Source organism: Leptospira sp. WS58.C1 (assembly GCF_040833995.1).
Classification (GTDB): domain Bacteria; phylum Spirochaetota; class Leptospiria; order Leptospirales; family Leptospiraceae; genus Leptospira_B; species Leptospira_B cinconiae.
This window is the reverse complement of record NZ_CP162137.1, coordinates 3,599,544-3,619,472: the sequence shown is the minus strand read 5'-3', so window position 1 is coordinate 3,619,472 and position 19,929 is coordinate 3,599,544. Positions and strand designations below refer to the sequence as shown.

The window sequence follows — 19,929 nt, the reverse complement described above, 5'->3', positions numbered from 1 at the left end:
TCTTAGGCTGCCCTTCTTTATGGACCCTTTTTATTTTAATTTCTATTTTTTCGGATCCTTACTCGCTTCTTTATTCTCATTGTATGTTTCCTTTTTCTTTCTGACAATCAAGGACAGAAGTAAGGCGGCGTTTCATTTAGGTCTTTCGAGTTTATCTACTACCATCTTTCATTTCGGATATTTGGTTGCGTTTTGTTCTCCGGAAGAATGGACCATCTTTCACAGATGGATAGTGATCCCATTTCCGATGGTGGGTTATACTCAGCTTTTTATCTTCTTCTTCTATTTCCCGACTCCTAAAAAGGAAAAGTTAGGGCTGGCTTTATATGCGGTTTTGTATGCGGGCGTTATAACTTTAGCGATCTTTTATATTATTCTTTCCTTAAAGTCTACTCGAAGTTTCGTGATGGGTAGCCATTATTGGGATTTCGAAACCCATCTTTTCTATAAAATTTTCTCACTTATTGTTTTTCTTTATAACTTCATCTTTTTGATCGCAGCGGTCTGGAGAGCAATCGTAGAGAAGGGAGCCGAACGAAGATCCGTTATCTACATAACTGTCGCATATCTTACCATTACACTTCTGCCCGGCATTACTAATGCTTTAAGTAGAGAAGGAACCGTCTCTAGAGCGGTGTACCAACAAACAGCAGACATTCTTCTTGTTGCAGGATTATTTTTAATACTCATCGTTTATGTGAACGCTACCAAGGAAAGGACCACGATCTTAAGCAGGATTGTAGGAGTGAGTATGGCGACTTTCCTTCTCGCATTCCAGCTAGTGGGATTTGCCATATTAAACGGTTATGATTCTTCTTTCGATCTGATCAAAAAAGAAGAAGCTAAACTGGTCGTTTTACAGGGAGAAACGCCGCAAGGATTCGCATATTTGACTTCTTTTGATCCGAACGAAGATCGTTTTCGAACAGAACGGGGATTTAAGGATCCAAGATTCGATTCGGAAGATAAATTAGAGATCCGTTTCTTTTATATCGCGAAAAATCTTACAAATTTAGGTACTCTTCCGGCCGAAACAAGATGGGAAAGATCCAATACAATTTTGGAAAATTCCCCCAAAGAATTTTATGCATATAAAGAAGGACTAAAACAATTTTTAGGATCTAAGGGAAGTGAACCTGTCTCCGACGAAGATATACGTGAATTTTTCAGACTTCTCAATAAAAAACTTAAAGTAGTAAGAAGCAAGTATTCTCACCTACCTTCCAAATCGGATGCCCCTGCTATTTATAAACTTTTAAAATCGGAAGAAGTAGGCCTTTCAGCAATATTAGAAAATGTGAAAGGTAAGGCCGAGGCGGATCTTGAGGCGGATATATCGGCTTCGGATCTGGATAAAACGGTCCTTCTTCCATTAACTCCGATCCGAGAAGTGGGAGAAAGGATTTATAGAGGAACGAAATATTATAAAGTAGGAGATGAGAAACCTCAGTATTATGTTTCGTACTTGGTTGTTCATCCTGCAAACGGAAATGTTTACGAAGTTGGATTCACTTACAAATCCTTTCGTACATTCATACATGAACCTGCCTTGATCCTGGTCGTATGTTTACTTGCGATCGTTTTGGTGATCAGTCTTGGATTTCGATTCTTCTTTCAAAATGCTCTTATCAAACCTATGGATGAGGTTGTAGTCGGTTTAACTGAGGTCAATTCCGGAAACTTGGATTATAGACTAGAACCGAGAGTAGAAGACGAGATCGGATTTATCGCTAGATCTTTTAATAGAATGGCAAGGTCCATCCAAGCGGCTCGCAAAAGGTTGGAGCAGTATGCCAACGAGCTAGAGGAAAAAGTAAAGGAAAGAACCAAGGAATTGGAACAAACCTTGGGAGAAGTCCAAGAACTCAAACAGCAACAGGACGGGGACTATTTTTTAACTTCTCTTTTGATCAAACCGCTAGGCGCAAATAAAGCGATTCATGAAAACGTAAAGGTGGATTTTTTACTCGAACAAAAGAAAAAATTCACTTTCAGAAGATATCATGACGAGATCGGTGGGGACTTAAATATCTCCAATCATATAGAATTGAAAGGTAGATCATATACGGTGTTTTTGAATGCGGATGCGATGGGAAAATCCATGCAAGGAGCAGGCGGAGCATTGGTATTGGGATCCGTTTTTGAATCGATCATAGAAAGGACCAGGCTCGTTGATAATATGAAAATACAGTCTCCGGAACGTTGGTTGAAAAACGCATTTACGGAGTTACATAAAGTCTTTGAGAGTTTTGACGGTTCCATGTTGGTTTCTTCGGTAATGGGACTCGTAGACGACGAAGTCGGTATTTTATATTATATTAATGCAGAACATCCTTGGACGGTATTGTATAGAGACGGGATTGCAAGTTTTATAGAAGACGATCTGATGTTCCGAAAACTGGGAACCACCGGAATGGAAGGTCGTATATATATTAAAACATTCCAATTGGAGCCCGGGGACGTGATCATTGCAGGCTCAGACGGCAGGGATGATATTCTTATCGGAACCGACGAGGACGGGGGAAGGATTATCAATGACGACGAGAAACTTTTCCTCAGAATTGTGGAAGAAGGTAAAGGAGATTTAAACGGTATCTATAATTCAATCATTGGAAAAGGTCCTCTTACGGATGACCTTTCTTTGATCCGACTTTCTTTTAAAGAAGATGATTCTGAACAAAAAATTCACGACGAACAGAAACAAAGGATAAAAGAGTTACTTCATAGAGCCAAAGAAACTTCTCAAAACAAAGATGTTGCGGAAGCGATTACTTATTTGCAAGAAGCGGAAAACCTGGACAGCCGCATTCCTGAAGTGAAGAAAAATTTCGTAAAATTATTCTTAAAACTTAAAGATTATCCTAAAGCCGCACGTTACGCGGAAGACTATCTGAATATCAAACCTGTAGATAAGGAAATTTTGTATGTTGCTTCCTTCTCTGCAAGGAAAGCCGGCCAATTAAAAAAAGCCTTGGACTTTGGGGAGAGGTTAAGGCTGAGAGAACCAAACCATTTTAAAAATCTAATGAATCTGGCTCAGGTGTATATCGCTTTAAAAAATTATGAACGGGCGATGTATATGGTTCAATCCGCTTTACATTTGGAGCCTGAAAACGAGGCAGTACTTCGGATTCGGGATGTTCTTCGAAAAAATTGGAATCCGAAAGACGTGTAATTTTTGCGTTTTGCTCGGATCTTTGCAGGCTTTTTCTTCAGCTGATCCCTGAACGTAAAATGTAAATGTGAGTTTTTGCTCGCTTTATAAAAAATGTATCGATTCTCTCAGGCTTCCATTTGAACTTAGGGTATTCATTCTATAAAACCATAATATGCTTCGGAGGTCGTTAATGGACAACGAACGAACCACGGAAAAAATAGCGGCTTTAGGTCCTCTAACTATCGGTAGGATCAGGATCGGCCTGGTTTTTCTATTTTTAGCCTCCCTAGCGGCTTCTTGGGAGCAAAGCACTTTCGAACAGAATATGGCTTACTTGGGTGGGACGATCGCGATGGGGATTGTTTCCGCTATAAATCTGTTTTATTCCTTTAAAAAGGGAACTATCCCGAAACGGATCGGAATGTTCTCCGTTATTTCCGATATAATAATTCTCGGATGTGTGATGTTCTTTGCGGCATCCACCGAAAAAAACATGTCTTCCGGGATTATACGGCAGATCATATTATATGCAATTAACGTAATATTTATCGTATATTCCGGATTACTTCTTAGTCCTAGATTCGTGATTTTAACCGGATTCGTATCCGCAGTCTGTCAAGGGATCGTGATATTGAATTGTTATCTTCATGGTGTTGTGTTTTCGGAAGAACCTTTGGAAGTTCTTTCTCCCGGATTTGCTTCTATCTCCGAACAGGTACTCAAATTGATCTTTCTTATCGTGATCTCCTTCATAGTGAAAAGTGTGATCAACATATTCTCACTTTTGCGTAGTGCGGAAGAGGAAAAATTAACGACGATCTTAATATCCGGAAACGAATTAAGAAAAAGTAAGGGAAAAATGGATTCTGCAGCCGTTTCTTTACGGGAAAAATCCAGATCTTTACGGAATTTTTCCGACGAGTTTTTTGATGTGATCAACAATCATGCCGCTTCGTTTGACGAGATCGGAAGTACTCTCAGCCAGTTTTTATCTCAAATTGAAAGCGCAGCTGCGACAGTAAAGGATCAATTCGGAAGAATCGAACAACTAGTAAACAAAAGCCAAAGTTTGAGGACCTTAATCGATAAGATCGCTGATTATTCTTCCGAATTGAATGAGCGTATTTACTCGGTTCAGAACACAAGTAAGGAAGTGACAAAATTCGTTTCCGGACTTTCCGAATCTTTGGAATCTTTGGGGGAATCGTTTCGATCCGTAGGCGAAGTTACGGACATTATGGCCGAAGTAGCGGATCGTACTAATTTACTTTCTTTGAATGCTTCCATAGAAGCAGCAAGAGCGGGAGTTGCAGGAAGAGGTTTCGCAGTGGTTGCAACGGAAGTTTCCAAACTTGCGGAAAGTAGCGGTCAAAATGCAGCTAGGATCTCGAAGATCATCAGAGAATCCAATAATTACGTGGCTAACGGAAGAAATACCGCTTCCGTAACTTCCGAAAAAGTAAGAGATCAGGAAAATCAATTTACTACGTTTTTGGAAAGATTCAACGAGTTGAATGGACTATTGGAAAATCAGATCAAAATAAACGACGAATTTCTGTTTAGTTTATCCGAATTACGAAAACTTTCTGCGGGGATCGAGACTTCATCCAATGAACAGAATACGGGAGCCTCTATGATCATGGGTGCTATCTCGGAATTACAAAGTTCAATGGATTCTTTATTAAGAAAAAGCGAACTTTTATCGGACACAATCAAAGTTTTGGAAGAAGAAGCAGAACTTCTCGCGAAGGAAAATTGATTCATAGTCCGTCCAAGACCTATTCCATCGATCCATACTAGGCACAGGCTTCAGGAGCCTGGGACAGGCCCCTTATATCGGATAAACTATCGGAATTCGTTTCAGGTTTTTTAAACCATTGCGTTAACTTTCTTTTGCAATAAATTTTCCATGAATAAATTTCGAAAAAGGATCGATTTATTCTTCCTTTTGCCGTCTTGGATATTAGGTAATAAAAATATACCTAAGGCGGGTTTTTCTAATATGGCGATACGTTCCGAAACGGAAAAAATTCTCGCTCAAGGTCCGATTACGATCAATAGGATCCGATTCGGTCTGACATTGCTTTATTTTGCATCCATCGCAATGGGATACAAAAGAAGTACCCTATTCCAAAACTCCCTTTATATTCTCGGGACTTCTATTATGGTGATGTATGTCACCTACTCATTCCTCAAAAATAGGTTTGGGAGCGGAGTATCTCCTTTTTTAGGAAAAGTTTTCATAATAACCGATGTGGTCGTTCTCTGTTTGGTCATGATCGGAGCGACTACCGAAGATTCGAAGCTTGCCTCGAATATTATCAAACAAGTTGTGCTTTATACGATTAACGTTATTTATATTGTTTATGCTGGACTGTTGCTTTCGCCCAGATTCGTATATTTGATCGGACTTTTAACTATCTTCTGCCAGACTTTGGTAACAGTGAATGCGGCAAATACAGGGGTTATTTTTACCGAAGACAGCATAACTTCCATCACCCCCGGTTATGCAGCTATGTCTGAACAGATTACCAAAATGTTGTTCTTGTTGACCACGGCATTCATTGTGGTTGCGGTAATTAAAATCTTTCTTCAGCTAAAGAATGTAGAAGAGGAAAAATCCCAAGCTATCGAAAAGTCCAAGGCGGACTTAGAACACGGCAGGATCAGAATGACCGAATCTGCAGTTTCATTGAGAGAGAATTCGAAAAAGTTAAAAGAGTTCTCGGATGATTTTTCGGAAGTAATCAGCAATCATGCCGCTTCTTTCGAAGAGATCAGTTCTACCATGGAAGAATTTATGGCACAAACAGAACAGTCCGCAGAAACTGTAAAAGACCAATTTTCAAAAATTGAAGGTTTACTGGGAGAAAGTAGAAACCTCAATACTTTGATCGATCGGATTTCCGGACATTCCAATGATTTGAATCGTAATATGGATATAGTATTGGAAGCGGGAAAAGCGGTCAGCGAATTTGTAGATGGGCTCAGAACTTCTTTAGAATCTTTAGGTAGTTCTTTCCGTTCCGTGGGAGAGGTGAATCAGATCATGTCTGACGTTGCAGATAGAACCAACCTTTTATCTTTAAACGCATCGATTGAAGCCGCTAGAGCCGGCGCTGCAGGAAGAGGATTTGCAGTAGTTGCAACGGAAGTTTCCAAACTTGCGGAGAGTAGCTCCGAGAATGCGGATCGTATTTCTAAAATAATAAACGAAAGTACTAAATACGTGCAAGTCGGACAAAAATCCGCTCATACAGCAAATGAAAAAGTGAAGGAGCAAGATACTTTGTTCACAAACTTTTTAGATAGTTTTAAACAACTGAATCAACTATTGGGCGAACAGAAAATAGTGAACGAACGTTTTTTGAACAGTCTTTCAGTTTTAAGAAATTTATCTTCCGATATTGAATCCGCTTCCAAAGAGCAGACTTTAGGAGCAAATGCGATCATGACGTCGGTTTCTTCTTTACAAAGTTCAATGGATTCTTTGTTAAGAAAGAGCGAAATGTTGGCAGAAACCATCAAAATTTTGGAAACCGAAGCGCAAACATTGGCTTCAAAAAGTTAGTCGTACTTCAAATAAAAAATCCGAACTAGTTTACTTAGAAAAACCTTGAATTCTAAACACTAGAGATTAGAAAAGTCGCTCCATGGTTTACTTTAACTCATGGGCGATCTCTTCGCTCATCTGTTCCATTTTTACTTTTATCATTTTTGCCTTTTTAGCTGCGTTAAAGAAGAAGGCGAATTATACAAGTGCGTTCTCTTATCTCTTTCTTTTCGTTTTTTTGATTAATTTCGGATTTTTTTTCTCAGCGATCTTTCCCTATCCGGAAGCGGCTTATCATCGGATAGTCACCGGTCCTGCAGCGGCATTCGGTACGATTTTTCTTTGTATTTTCGCGTATTTATATCCTAGGAACGATCATCCAAAAGAAGCAAAGTATGTGATCGGATCTCTACTTGGGATCTCCGCAATTACGATCTCTTATTCTTACTTTCAGATCTTTACTAATAAGCCTTTATTCCATTTTGAAGGGCAGATCTATAACTACCAGCAGAAGGTGGGTAACCTTTTAGCGATATCCCTTCTTGTATTTCTTTTGGTCATGATCTTTATTCAGGTCCGGAAAATTATCAGAGCAAATAAGGAAGAAAGAAAGGCTTTAATACAAATGTCTTTGGGGATGGACCTTACTTACTTGGTCCCTGTAGTTTCTAATCTTTTGTTTAGGGAAGGTGTGATCACTTTTAACGCTTTCCAGCAATTGTACGTGGGTTTTATGATCTTGGGTTATTTTACCCTAACTATATTATTTATTAATAATACAGTTGATAAAACTTCTTTTATGACCAAGATCATTGGAATTACCGTGGCGACCTGTTTGGTCTTTGCTCAGGCATTTTCAACCGTAGTAAATCTAAAAAATGAGTCCTTATTCGATGAGATCAGTATAAAGGAAGCACAAACTTTTCTGAATACAGGCAAATCCGAGGGTTCTTCGATCGCGTATGCGGTTTCTTTAGGAGATTCTTCCACTAAACCGAAGGTTTTGATAAAATCCCCCGGAATTGAGCCGAATTTAAATTTGGCGCAAAAGGAAATTTTAGAAAATAGAAAGTCCGGAAATTTCCAAAAAAGAACTCCAACTACGAACGTACCTAAATCAAGTTTAGAGAATTACGTACCTTCTCCAAACGATCTGTTTTATTCTTATTATTTGAGAGATGAAGTGGGAGAAAGAACTCTTCTGGTCGCTTTTCCGTATCTACATTACAGAAAGTTTTTGGATGAAACGAATAGCTGGCTAGTGCTATTAACTCTTTCTCTTGTATTCGTGATCTTAGTTCTCTTTCCATTCTTCTTTAATCGGAGTTTAGTACGTCCTTTAAATACTTTGATCCGAGGAGTTGGAGAAGTAAATTTAGGAAATCTTACGATCCGCATTCCTGTGCTTGTGCAAGATGAGATCGGTTATCTATCCGAATCTTTTAATAAGATGGTGGGGAGTATTTTAGAAGGAAGGACCAAGTTAGAAGAATACGCAGACACCTTGGAAGAAAAGGTGGACGCTCGTACAAAAGAAGTTACCGAAAAAATGGAAGAGATCCAATCGCTTAAGGTACAGCAGGATGGAGATTATTTTTTAACGTCTCTCTTAAGCAAACCTTTGATGACGAATTGGAACAGATCGTCTTTGGTTACGACTAACTTCTATATTGAACAAAAGAAAAAATTCGTATTTAAGAATAAAGAATCGGAAATAGGAGGAGATATTTGTATCAGCGGAAATCTCTTATTCGGCTCTGAAAAAGAAAGATGGTCCGTTTTTCTAAACGGGGATGCTATGGGAAAATCCATGCAAGGAGCGGGAGGGGCCATTGTGCTCGGGACAGCTATGAACAATATTATGGCCAGATCCGCAAGTCAAGGAAAGGTCCTGAATATTTCTCCGGAAGATTGGGTGAGAGAGGCTTACCGTGAGTTGGATGATATCTTCAGGACATTCGACGGAGTTATGATGGCTTCGGCAATTCTCGGCCTAATCAACGAAAGTACCGGAAAAATGTATTATTTTAATGCCGAACATCCTTGGGCAGTACTTCTCCGAGACGGCAAAGCTTCTTTTTTAGAAAGAGAATTAACTTTACGTAAACTAGGTTCTCCTTCCGAAATGAGTTTTCGGATTTTGGAATTCGATCTGAAGCCAGGAGACATTCTTTATGTTGGTTCGGATGGAAGAGACGATATCAATGTAACGGAAGACGGGGTGAATTGGACAATGAACTCCGATGAGAATGTGTTTCTCAAAACCGTGGAAGGATCCAAGGGAGACCTGGATAGTATAGTGGATCGTATCCATAGTTTGGGTGCGTTATCCGACGACCTTTCTTTGATACGGATCGGATTTCACGAAAAACTTTCATCGAATATTACGGAATCCAAAACTAGCATCCCGGAATCGGTACTAAGAAAGTACACGGAAGCCAAGGCATTATTACAACAAAGGGAAATAGGTACAGCAGTCGTATTATTGGAGGAAGCGTTACAGTCCGTTCCATCTTTCAAAGCGGCCGCAAGATTATTAGGTCAAGTATATTATGATAGAAAGGAGTATGATCCTTCTTCTCGCTGGTTCGAAAAATATTTAGAATTTGATTCAGATTCTCCGAATATCTGGTTTCTACTTTCGGTATGTTATAAACATTTAAAAGAATATACAAAGTCGAGCTCTGCAGCGGAGAAGGTTCGCAGTTCCCAACCTCATCGTCTTGCAAACCTAATCAATCTTACGGATAATTATAGACTATTGGGCCGTTTTAGCGAGGCTCGTTCCGTCCTGGAAGTTGCATGGTCGATAGATGCGGAGAGTCCAGGAGTCAGAAAGCTGGACGAACTCTTGAAATCGAAGGGCTACTAAAACAAATTTAGATTGTGGAATCGGCCATTTCACAATGTTTTGTAAAAAAGACCCTTTAGAAACCGGTTCGACTCCCGTTTCCATAGCCTGCCATAATCAGGAACTCCAAAAATTCGAGATCAAGCCTTTGGCATTAAGTCTCATTCCAAATCGCAGGGTATCTAAAGGTCAAAGGTAGAATTCGAGGTACCACAATGGCTAATTTATATTACGATAAAGATACGGATCTTTCCGTATTAAAAGGAAAGACCATCGCCGTAATCGGATACGGAAGCCAAGGTCACGCACAAGCTCAGAACATGAAAGATTCCGGGCTGAAAGTTATCATCGGTCTCAAGGAAGGATCCAAATCCAAAAAAGAAGCCGAAGAAGCCGGTTTCGAAGTATTCTCTGTTTCCGAAGCCGCTAAAAAAGCGGACATTATCCAAATTCTAGCTCCGGACGAGATCCAAGCTGATATTTATAAAGCGGATATCGAGCCGAATCTGAAAGACGGAGACGCATTAGTTTTCTCTCATGGATTTAATATCCATTTCGAATTCATCCAACCTCCTAAAACCGTAGACGTTTACATGGTGGCTCCAAAAGGACCGGGACACTTAGTTCGCAGAGTGTATGTAGAAGGCGGCGGAGTTCCTTGTTTGATCGCCGTAAACCAAGATGCAACCGGAACTGCGAAACAAAGAGCGCTTGCTCACGCAGCGGGAGTCGGTGGCGGAAGAGCAGGGATCTTAGAAACTTCTTTCAGAGAAGAGACTGAAACGGATCTTTTCGGAGAACAAGTAGTTCTCTGCGGTGGTCTTTCCAACTTGATCATGGCGGGATTCGAAACTCTAACCGAAGCGGGGTACGATCCTGAGATCGCTTATTTCGAATGTTTACATGAAGTTAAACTGATTACCGACTTGATCTACGAAGGTGGTTTAGCTCGTATGCGTTATTCCATTTCCGGAACTGCGGAATACGGAGACTATGTTTCCGGACCTCGTATCATCGATGCGGGTGTTAAAGCCCGCATGAAAGATGTTCTTGCGGATATCCAAAAAGCGAACGGTTCTAAGTTTGCAAAAGCTTGGATCGCGGAAACTAAAGCAGGCTATCCTGAATTCAATAAGATGAGAGAGAAAAACGCAGGTCATCCGATCGAGGATGTTGGTAAAAAATTACGCAGCATGATGAAATGGCTGAGTAAATGATAAAATTCTAATAAACTTGGATAAAAAAAGGCCGGACTTTTTCCGGCCTTTTTTTTATTACTAAACGATCTTTGTGATCCAATTAAGCGGGATCCTTCTTAGTAAACATCCATGCCCAGGCAAGGAATAATATTTGGAATGGTAGTCGAATCAATGTTAAAAGAAATTTGGGGTCTTTTGATTCGTAAGCGTTCAAGCTCATTTGGATGTTCGCAGGAAAAACCGCGATCAATAGTAAGATAATTCCCCAGGCGGCGAACACTCTGGTTGATTTAGGTAGTAAGGCTAGAGCGAGTAAAATTTCGCTGACTCCCGCCAATATATTCACCTCATAATGATAAGGTATATATGGGGGCATCATTCCGTAATAAAATTCCGGGATAATAAAATGAGCCGACCCTGCTAATAGATAAAATGCAACCATCAAATAAAAAAGAATCTTTCGCACCTTAATACCTCGGGTATTAGACAAAAATAGGAGATCAAATTTATCTATTTTGACCTGAATCATTTAGAATGAACCTTATGGGATGAAGGAATTTCATATTGTCCCAAATAGCAGCGAATTTTTGGCAGAATACGTTGGAAATTTCTTGCCTGAGCCCCTAAAATCAGCCAAAGTTTGGAAAAAAAATCGAAAAAACCCGGGTCTTACGTCCGGCAATTGCTCTTAGAAGGTATCTATCCTTAGGGCAAAAAAATAATGACAAAGCCTAGCTTTTTGCTATTTTGAGACACCCAAGCCAGGAGGCTCTGATTGAAATCCTTAATTTCCATAATCGGAATTTCCCTCTTTTTGTTTTCCACCGATGTGTTCGCACAGAAAAGGTTAGGCCTTATCTTCGGATCCAACTATAAAGGAAACAAAGCCGGAATTCCGGAATTAAATCTTTGCGAGGCGGATGCCAAATATCTACACGATGAGATCAAACGTGTAGGAAAATTCGATGAAATTAAAATTGTTTTAGGTAAGGACGTAACCAAAGACAATATTCAGAAAGAAATTAAGGCTCTTGCTTCCAAAGCAAAAGCGGACGATACGGTTTTTCTTTATTTCTCCGGTCACGGTGCTTTTCAAAGAGATGAAAAAGCAAAGAACGGAATGAGAAACCTGATCATTTGTTATGATAGGCCTCACCTTTCCGACGACGAATTGAACGATTATTTAGAAGGGATCAAATCTCCTAAAACGGTTTTCGTTTTCGACTGCTGCTTCTCCGGCGGGATCGCTAAAAAGGGAAAGGCAACCAGAGGATCTGCCAATGTTCCGATCCCGGAAGGTAGTGATGGAACAGTCAAACAAGACTCTCAGGATTTTTTCTTCCAAGATAAGGCGATTATTTCCAGTGCGGATGATAATCAAACTGCAATCGAAGTCGGTGGAACGATCAATCACGGGATCTTTACGTACAATTTCGGAAAGGCTCTCTCTAAGGGGGATTTAAACCAGGACAACGTGATCACCGCACTCGAAGCATTCTTCGCTTCTAAAGACGAAACGGTGAATATGGCTAAAAAGTACGATCACGAACAGGTGCCTCAGATTTCGGGTAACGCGTCCGGTATCTTCTTAGCCGGAGAAAAAAAGCCCGAACCTCCAAAACCTGTTGAGCCGGTTAAACCTCCCGTAAATCCGACTCCGGTTCCGGATGTACAACCTCCTAAACCTGAGCCTGAAACTCCCGTTGTCACTAACGAAGAACCTCCGGTTGTTCCTACAAATCTGAAAGGTGATCTTGTGATCAAAACCACGATCATCCAAGACAGAGCTTATGCTGTTTCCGATCTTCCTCCGGAGATCCGTTTGACTTCCGGTAAGAAGAGAGTGGGAAATCGGTCTATTAGAGTACTTATCGATGATAAGGAAGTGGATAAAACCATCACTACCGAATCTTCCAATTATTGGGGCGCGACTAAGAGAATGGGAAAACTGACACCAGGTGCAACTTATACCTTAACAGTCAAAGGTGTACCTGCCGGAGTTCATAAGGTGACCATTCAAGCGGACGATTATCCGGAAATTCAAAAAACCCAGGCTGTCCTTCCTAATAAGAGAAACGATCTGGAAGTGGTAACCTCTATGACCGGCTATGGCGCGATCCGAGGAAAAGTATTCTACAGAACCTTGGATAATCCTGTGATCAATCAACCGATCTTCATGCCTACGATCACAAGCGTGACCGGTATCCAAAAATTGAATACCGATCAAAACGGTAACTTCTGGTTTACAAACCTGAAACCGGGGGAGTACGAGATCAAAGCTACATTCGCGGAAGATCTGAATTTGAATAATGCGGATATTAAGGTAAGAGAAGGAGAAGTAACTGAAGTGGATATTATCCTGAACGTAAAACTTCCTTCTACCAAAACCAAATATTAAGAAATTTGAATATTTATAGTCCGTTCAAATATTTCGGCTATAAATTTAGTATATAATTTCGGGCTTCAAGAATGTGAAGACAGGTTCTTAGGTCTCAGGAAGCCTCTCGGGAAATCGAGGGGCTTTTTTTGTTCCTGGTTTGGGTTTTAATCTTTTTGGAAACTATTCCATTGTTTGGAATTGATCCTTCTTTTACGGATTTCGACTAAAATTTTCATTTGTTTTCTATCCAACAAATTTCCCGCTTTTAGACCGAATTCCGGTAAAGCGGTATCGTTTGTAAGATTGGCAAAGGTTTTTCCGATTTTTGCGAAGGAACTCCGTAGATCCGGATCCATTTCGGGATATATCATAAATCGCCTCCGTGCGACCCCATTCGGGAAAAAAGGGAGAAAGTTCCGGCTTTTCCGTCCTTGGAAAGGAAGCTTTCTCCCAAACTGTACTTCGGGACATTGTGAAAATACTTGAGATATTTTTTTTCTTGTACTAAAAGAAAGTACGGAGTAAATTCGGTAAAAATGCAGATCCGTCTGGAAAATAGGACCGGCAAAAGATCGGGTAGATTCGTCGTTTATGAGTACGGAACGGATCTATTCGGCTACGTCTACGTAGACAAATTTTTGGGCCGCGATAGAGGTAAAATGGTCTCCAGATGGTTGATGCAAGACGTCGGTTCCCTGGTTCGTCTTTTGGACCATGAAATATACAAAAGAGAGACCGAAAACTACGAGAACGTTACTATAGCGGTATGAACCCCCTGAATAGGGTCCGTCGACTTGGATCCGAAATTTCCCGTCTGGGCAAGATCATTCAAAAGGAAGAATCCGCTCTTTCCTTATTATCCACTTTCCGGATACTTTCCTTCTTATTCTTTATCGCCTGGGTTGTCGGAGTTTATCTTTTCCGTACAGTATCCGATCTGTATTATTTACCTTCTATTCTTATCTTAGCGATCTTCTATCGTTTATTATCTACATACCAAAAGAGAAGGGAGAAGATCCGAAGATTACATGTCTGGTCCGAATTCCTAACGGCTCAGATTTCCAGGATCGAGTTGGATGGGAAACGTTATCCCAAGGCCAAGAGAGAATATTATAAAAATCTTGTATTAGAGACAGGACTTCCCGCTTGGACGAAAGATCTGGATTTTTTGGGGGAAAAGGGGATTTTTTCTAGAATAGACACCACTGTTATCCAGAAAGGAACTTCCAGATTTTTAGGATACTTTTTGGAAACTCCCGATGAATCCAATGTGATTGCAAGACAAAACGCAGTATATGGGCTTTCCAAAAAAAGTAGGGTCGTACAAAAGTTACTCAGACAATTTAGGTTGTACGAGGCTTCTTTTCCGGCGAGAAGAGAAGGAGAAGAAGAAAAACTTCCCTCTTATATTCCGAAGATCGGGAACTTACAGCCGGAACGTTCAGAAAAGAATAAGATAGATTTTCCCTTTAATTTATTTGAAGAAGAGCCGAACGCTTTTTGGAAATCCTCCTTTGGAAAAATGGCTGGAGTGTTTAGAGTTTTATTTCCTTTTTGGTTAGTTCTTATTTGGCTTTTAGTATTGGGAAGTTTTCTATTCGGGCAAACCTGGGGATTCGGGATCTTCATTCTACATTCCGCATTTTTCGGATCTTATAGAAATAGATCCTTAAAAATGTTACAACCCATTGCGGAAGACTCCGAAACATTAGAGGAATTAGGAAAACTTCTGCTCTATATTCGGTCTTCGAATCTTACCGGAACAAAAGGAGAAGTTTTTCTTTCCAATTGGAAGAAGAAAGAATTAAAAGATTCTTGGAAAACATTCCTGAAAATTTCAAACCTAGCGGCTTATACCCAATCTCCTCTCGCTCATGCCTTATTGAATATTTTATTTTTTTTCGATCTTTGGATCTGGAGAAGGTACTCATCTTGGTGGAATCAGGATGGAACTTCCTTAAAGGCTTCCATGTCGGATCTCGCAGAGTTGGATTCCCTACTTCCGCTTACAAACTTGAGTTGGATAGAGCCTGGGTTTACATTCCCTAAATTAGAAAAATCGAATACGACGATCTATGCGAAGGATCTTGTTCATCCGTTGATCCCCTATGAAAAGAGAGTGCCGAACGATCTGGAGCCTATGCAACCGGGGAAACTTCTTCTTTTAACCGGATCGAATATGTCGGGAAAAACAACATACTTAAGGGCGCTAGGAATTTCGGGAATATTCGCGATGGCAGGCGGACCGGTTCCTGCATCCGAATTTATTACTCCTATCTTAGAAGTACATTCCAGTATACGTAACGAAGACTCTGTAGAAGAAGGAATCTCTTTCTTTTATGCGGAAGTCAGACGTTTAGGAAGAATATTACAAGATATTAAAAATTCCGACAAAGGTAGATTAGTTCTATTGGACGAGATCTTAAAAGGTACGAATTCCAGAGAAAGGACAATTGCCTGCAAAGGGATCCTGAAGAAGTTAAGACAGTACGGAGTATTCGGGATTATTACGACCCATGATCTAGAATTGGCGGACTTGCCCGAGCTTTCTTTGTTTCATTTCAGAGAAGAAATAGAGAACGGCAAAATGACTTTCGATTATAAGATCAGATCAGGTATAGTCCAGTCCAGCAACGCTCTGGAAGTTTTGAGATTAGAAGGTTTGGATCTGGATTAAATTTGACTTCGATTGGTAACCGACGTCTCTCTTTTTTGTCTTGCCGACAAACTCTCTAAAATTCTAATCAAATGAAAAAGATGAAACGTTTACCAAACAATCTTAAATTGATCGGCGGATATGCCATCTACTTTGTTCTCATTCTAATTTTTTATAAAGCGGCTTTTCTTTGGGTGTACTCCTATCGATTAAAAGGTGCGGAAACCAAAGATATATTATGGGCAATCTTGGTAGGACTAAGATTCGATATTTCAGTGATCGGAATGATCTTGGGGCCGTTCGCTTTTCTTTCCTGTCTTCCCTATTTGAATCGTTTTAAGTTTTTTAATTTTTTTTGGGGTTACTTTCCGATCCTGATCAGCGTTTGGATGCTTTCTCATTTGATCGCTGATATTGTTTATTTCGAGAATGCGAACAAACATATCGGCTATGAGGGCTTCGTATTTCTAGGAAAAGATATGGGTGTGATCTTAAAGTCCGCCTTCGAACAGAATCCATTTCTTGCTGTCGTTGCTTCTCTTTTAATTTTGGTATTTTTACCTTTATCCACTTATCTTTTCTTAAAATTTAATCCGTACAAACACGAGCCAGAGTCTTGGAAAAGGGATTCTATTCTTTCATTTGTTGTTTTAGTAATCGTTATTTTTGCGATCCGAGGAGGAGTTCAGGAAACTCCTTTAAGAGCGAGTAATGCAATCGTTTCCGGACATTCTTTCGTAAATAATATCGCGTTGAATGGTGTGTTCACTTCTATCATGGATCTGAAAAGCCAATCCATTCCGAATTATCTGAAATTGGAAACGAAGGAATCGGTCCGTATCGTTCGGGAAGAGATTTCCTATGATGGTGCGGAATTTGTAGGAAAAAAATATCCTTTATTAAGAAAACAAAAACAAACTAATAACGGAAAACCTCCGAATATCGTTTTGATCCTTTTGGAAAACTGGACCGGAAAATTTATAGATCCGATCAGCGACGGAAAAGTTTTCGGAAAGGAACTCACTCCGAATTTTAATAAACTCTTAAGAAAAGGAAGATTTTATACCAGGTTTTTTGCCTCAGGGGGAAGAACTACGAACGGTATGATGTCTATCTTGACCGGTTTGCCGGATCGACCCGGATTGACTGTGGTCCGTACCCACCAAGTCTTGGGAAATTTTTCCGGGATCGGAAATATCTTCAAAGGTTTGGGATACGATACGTTCTTTGTAACCGGTGGAGATTTAAGTTTTGATAATAAAGCGACTTTAATGCCTCATTGGGGATTCGATACCGTTATGGGCGAGAAAGAGATCGCTAAATTGGATCGATTCAAGATCGGAGCCTGGGGTTATGACGATGCGGATGTGCTTCAGGTATTGCATGAAAAAATTTCGGAATCCAAAAACCCCTTTTTAGGAGTTTCTCTAACCTTATCCACACATTACCCGTATCGTGCTCCAGATCCTAGGTTCCGGATCTTTAAAGAAGATGAAAGAGACTTTGAATATCTAAATGTGTATCATTATGCGGACTGGGCTTTACGGGATTTTATGGATCGTGCGGAAAAATCAAAATATTTCGATAATACGATCTTTATCTTCGTAGCAGACCATACTCATCACCGTTATTTGGATTATTATGAAGACAGGAATATTCCGTTTTTAATATATTCTCCTGGAAGAATATTGCCTGCTATCGACGATAGGGACGCTTCTCAATTGGATGTGATCCCTACGATCCTGGGTCTAGTCGGAAAAGAAACGTACTTCTCCGCTATGGGAAGAAATTTGCTTGCTCCCAAAAAGACGGAATCTGCGTACTTTGCCTATGGAAACTTGATCGGTTGGATCGAGTCGGATCTATTCTATATCCATTTCGTGGATGGAAATCGTAACTTAAAATATTCCGCAAAAGGCCCGAGAGAAGAAGTTAGTCTTTGCGATACGCAGCCTGAGATCTGCGATTCTCATTTTAATAAGGCCAGAGCCTTTTTGAATCTAAGTCATGAGCTGATGAATCAGAATTTGGTATTTCCAACCAAAGAAGAATTGCAAAGAAAAGAGTATTAACTATTTCTCTTTTGGTTTTTTGTCCGAGTCGGAACTGCTACCGCCAAACAAACCGGTAACACCATCCCATAGATCTCTGACATATTCTCCGATCACGGATCCAGCGACCCCACCTGCATATGGTCCACCGAGTGGAATAAGATAAGGCCCTAGGAGTGTCATACCAGTATACACACTTCCGAGCCAGATCGGATCCACGTAAGGTATACTTTTTCCGAAAGTTCCCGTATAGATGATCGGGATCTGTAGTCCTTTTCCTATTAATTTTCCGCCGAGACGAAGATGGAGTCTCATATCAATTTTTTGATCGAAGCCTACGGTACCTTTCCCGTCCACATCCATTCCACTGTTCTCAATCTCTAATTTCATATTGGGAAAGTACATTTCATTGCCTGCAACTTTCACATCGGACTTAAGAGTAACGAATTTTAATTCTCGCCCATCTACTCCTTTGAATGCGATAATTTTACCTAAGGTATTCAAGACCGGAACCATGAAGTTTGCGTAACCGACCAGCTCTCCATTTTTGATCGTGATGTTCCCTATACCTTTCATGTTTGCAAAAAGTTCCGTCATGGAGTCCCGGGAATGATTTTTGATCTGTGTTTCAAAGGAAAACCAGCTAGAAAGTTCGCCTTCCATAATTTTTTCGGACAGATAGGGAAGAAGAACCTTTTCCACCTGAAGTCTATGCGCGTCTCCTTCTACTTCTATCTTAGGTATATCCGGATATATTTTAGCTTTTCCTAATATCTCTCCGTTATAGATATAAGCATGGAAATTCGGGATAGAAAGTAGCGGATCCACGTACTTCGCTTCTATTTTGATCTGGGCAAATCTATGTTTGAATGCGAAAATATTATTCAATTCCCCGGTAAAATAGAAAATACCCGGAGGAGAATTGGGATCGAAAAGATCTTCCCTGACTTGGAATAGTTTTCCTAGTTTTAAAAGATTATGATAATCTCCATAATCCGCTTTGATATCGAACTGGCCTAAACTCCTATTCTTCCAATTCACGCTTCCTTTTGCGGTAACCTTTGCTACTCCTTCCCAAACGGCTTCTATAAAAGGAAATGCGACCTTTTTATTGATGAGATCCAGATCAAAGTCCACATTCAATCTGATATTTCCGAAAGGAAGTCCTCCCTTATAAGAAAGGTCTTTAACTTGATTCCGGACTTTGAATTTGAATATAGTACCTTCTTCCTTTACTACTTCCGTTCTTCCGGAAATTTTTGTCTTAGAAAAATCACCGGCAGGAAAGATTGTAAATACTTCTCTAAGTAATGAAAGGGAAAGTTCTTCGGTTTTTAGGACGGCGCTAAACTGCAATTTTTCCCAATTCACCGGAAAGTTTTGCAGGCCTCCTGTCATTTCCAGATCGATAGGTTGATCGTCTATTCTTCCTTGAAAGAGGAGATCCACATCCTTTCCGTAGAAAGAAACGGAGACTTGGGACTTTTTGAAATAAACTATATATTTTTTATCGTGACTTTGTTCGTTGTATACTAACGTAAAATTATCTACTTCTATATTTTTTAAACTGATTGCAAAAAAGTCCTCAGTAGAAAATCCGATTCGAGAATTTACATCGTCAAAAAGTTCTTTTACGTTACTTTTCTGTTCGGCTTCTTTTTTCTTTCCATTCAAATATTCTACTATATCAAAAGTTCCATCTTTTCTTCTTTCTAAATGAAGGGATCCTCCGTTGATGGAAATATCCCGGATCTCTATCATTCTTTTTATCAAACCGAACCAGGAAATATCTATATCTACTTTATCACTAACCGCGATCAGTACATTATCTTTCCGGATCTCTATTTTATTCAGCTCGATCCCTGGAAATGGAAGAAGATACAGGTCCGACCCTTCTACCTTAATGTCCAGGCCGGTGGAGCTTCGAAGCCTATCTAGTATGAATTCTTTATATACATCCTTTCTTTGCATAAAAGGGATATAAACGATCAGTACGAATAATAATATGAAAAATCCGAGCGCGGAAATATACCGGATCTTATTTTCCTCTAAATATCGATTGATTACATCCCAGGAACGCAT

General features: G+C 40.0%; 12 protein-coding genes. 9 read left to right on the top strand and 3 right to left on the bottom strand.

Going from position 1 to position 19,929, the window contains the following annotated elements; all coding sequences use genetic code 11:
- Positions 1 to 19: 19 nt before the first annotated feature.
- The 5 genes from AB3N61_RS16615 (at position 20) to ilvC (ending at position 10,778) form a co-directional block, all read left to right on the top strand.
- Positions 20 to 3,175 carry a SpoIIE family protein phosphatase gene (locus AB3N61_RS16615; protein ID WP_367898130.1) on the top strand — a complete coding sequence of 1,052 codons (3,156 nt, stop codon included), beginning with the start codon at positions 20 to 22 and terminating at the stop codon, positions 3,173 to 3,175.
- Positions 3,176 to 3,347: 172 nt separating this feature from the next.
- Complete coding sequence (locus AB3N61_RS16610) at positions 3,348 to 4,916, top strand: methyl-accepting chemotaxis protein (protein ID WP_020769114.1); 1,569 nt, start codon at positions 3,348 to 3,350, stop codon at positions 4,914 to 4,916.
- A gap of 243 nt (positions 4,917 to 5,159) precedes the next feature.
- Positions 5,160 to 6,728: a methyl-accepting chemotaxis protein gene (locus tag AB3N61_RS16605; protein WP_367899109.1), complete on the top strand. Its 1,569-nt coding sequence runs from the start codon at positions 5,160 to 5,162 to the stop codon at positions 6,726 to 6,728.
- Positions 6,729 to 6,810: 82 nt separating this feature from the next.
- A complete protein-coding gene (locus AB3N61_RS16600; protein ID WP_367898129.1) occupies positions 6,811 to 9,582 on the top strand; it encodes a SpoIIE family protein phosphatase in 2,772 nt (923 codons plus the stop codon).
- Positions 9,583 to 9,776: 194 nt separating this feature from the next.
- A complete protein-coding gene (ilvC, locus tag AB3N61_RS16595; protein ID WP_020769171.1) occupies positions 9,777 to 10,778 on the top strand; it encodes a ketol-acid reductoisomerase in 1,002 nt (333 codons plus the stop codon).
- 82 nt (positions 10,779 to 10,860) lie between these two features.
- Here ilvC and AB3N61_RS16590 read toward each other — a convergent pair whose 3' ends face one another.
- A complete protein-coding gene (locus AB3N61_RS16590; protein WP_036089342.1) occupies positions 10,861 to 11,226 on the bottom strand; it encodes a hypothetical protein in 366 nt (121 codons plus the stop codon).
- A gap of 309 nt (positions 11,227 to 11,535) precedes the next feature.
- On the opposite strand from AB3N61_RS16590, the gene AB3N61_RS16585 reads away from it, so the two are divergent.
- The gene (locus AB3N61_RS16585; protein WP_367898128.1) at positions 11,536 to 13,158 is read left to right on the top strand and encodes a caspase family protein; all 1,623 of its coding nucleotides are present in this window, start codon (positions 11,536 to 11,538) and stop codon (positions 13,156 to 13,158) included.
- 146 nt (positions 13,159 to 13,304) lie between these two features.
- Here the strand turns inward: AB3N61_RS16585 and AB3N61_RS16580 are convergent, their stop codons facing one another.
- Positions 13,305 to 13,511, bottom strand: a complete 207-nt coding sequence (locus AB3N61_RS16580; protein ID WP_020769014.1) for a hypothetical protein — start codon at positions 13,509 to 13,511, stop codon at positions 13,305 to 13,307.
- A gap of 165 nt (positions 13,512 to 13,676) precedes the next feature.
- On the opposite strand from AB3N61_RS16580, the gene AB3N61_RS16575 reads away from it, so the two are divergent.
- From AB3N61_RS16575 to AB3N61_RS16565, 3 genes are all read left to right on the top strand, one after another.
- Positions 13,677 to 13,910: a hypothetical protein gene (locus AB3N61_RS16575; protein ID WP_020769226.1), complete on the top strand. Its 234-nt coding sequence runs from the start codon at positions 13,677 to 13,679 to the stop codon at positions 13,908 to 13,910.
- The gene (locus tag AB3N61_RS16570; RefSeq protein ID WP_020769400.1) at positions 13,907 to 15,817 is read left to right on the top strand and encodes a MutS family DNA mismatch repair protein; all 1,911 of its coding nucleotides are present in this window, start codon (positions 13,907 to 13,909) and stop codon (positions 15,815 to 15,817) included. Before AB3N61_RS16575 ends, AB3N61_RS16570 begins: the two co-directional genes overlap by 4 nt.
- An 80-nt stretch (positions 15,818 to 15,897) precedes the next feature.
- Positions 15,898 to 17,868 carry an LTA synthase family protein gene (locus AB3N61_RS16565; protein ID WP_367898127.1) on the top strand — a complete coding sequence of 657 codons (1,971 nt, stop codon included), beginning with the start codon at positions 15,898 to 15,900 and terminating at the stop codon, positions 17,866 to 17,868.
- On the opposite strand, the gene AB3N61_RS16560 is transcribed toward AB3N61_RS16565, so the two are convergent.
- A complete protein-coding gene (locus AB3N61_RS16560) occupies positions 17,869 to 19,929 on the bottom strand; it encodes an AsmA family protein (protein ID WP_020769225.1) in 2,061 nt (686 codons plus the stop codon).

Excerpts from the sequence above, each read along its gene's own strand:
- AB3N61_RS16560 (WP_020769225.1), bottom strand. The coding sequence starts at position 19,929 with ATGCGTTCCTGGGATGTAATCAATCGATATTTAGAGGAAAATAAGATC.
- AB3N61_RS16575 (WP_020769226.1), top strand. The coding sequence starts at position 13,677 with ATGCAGATCCGTCTGGAAAATAGGACCGGCAAAAGATCGGGTAGATTC.
- AB3N61_RS16615 (WP_367898130.1), top strand. The coding sequence starts at position 20 with ATGGACCCTTTTTATTTTAATTTCTATTTTTTCGGATCCTTACTCGCT.
- AB3N61_RS16570 (WP_020769400.1), top strand. The coding sequence starts at position 13,907 with ATGAACCCCCTGAATAGGGTCCGTCGACTTGGATCCGAAATTTCCCGT.
- AB3N61_RS16565 (WP_367898127.1), top strand. The coding sequence starts at position 15,898 with ATGAAACGTTTACCAAACAATCTTAAATTGATCGGCGGATATGCCATC.
- ilvC (WP_020769171.1), top strand. The coding sequence starts at position 9,777 with ATGGCTAATTTATATTACGATAAAGATACGGATCTTTCCGTATTAAAA.
- AB3N61_RS16610 (WP_020769114.1), top strand. The coding sequence starts at position 3,348 with ATGGACAACGAACGAACCACGGAAAAAATAGCGGCTTTAGGTCCTCTA.
- AB3N61_RS16600 (WP_367898129.1), top strand. The coding sequence starts at position 6,811 with ATGGTTTACTTTAACTCATGGGCGATCTCTTCGCTCATCTGTTCCATT.
- AB3N61_RS16580 (WP_020769014.1), bottom strand. The coding sequence starts at position 13,511 with ATGATATATCCCGAAATGGATCCGGATCTACGGAGTTCCTTCGCAAAA.
- AB3N61_RS16605 (WP_367899109.1), top strand. The coding sequence starts at position 5,160 with ATGGCGATACGTTCCGAAACGGAAAAAATTCTCGCTCAAGGTCCGATT.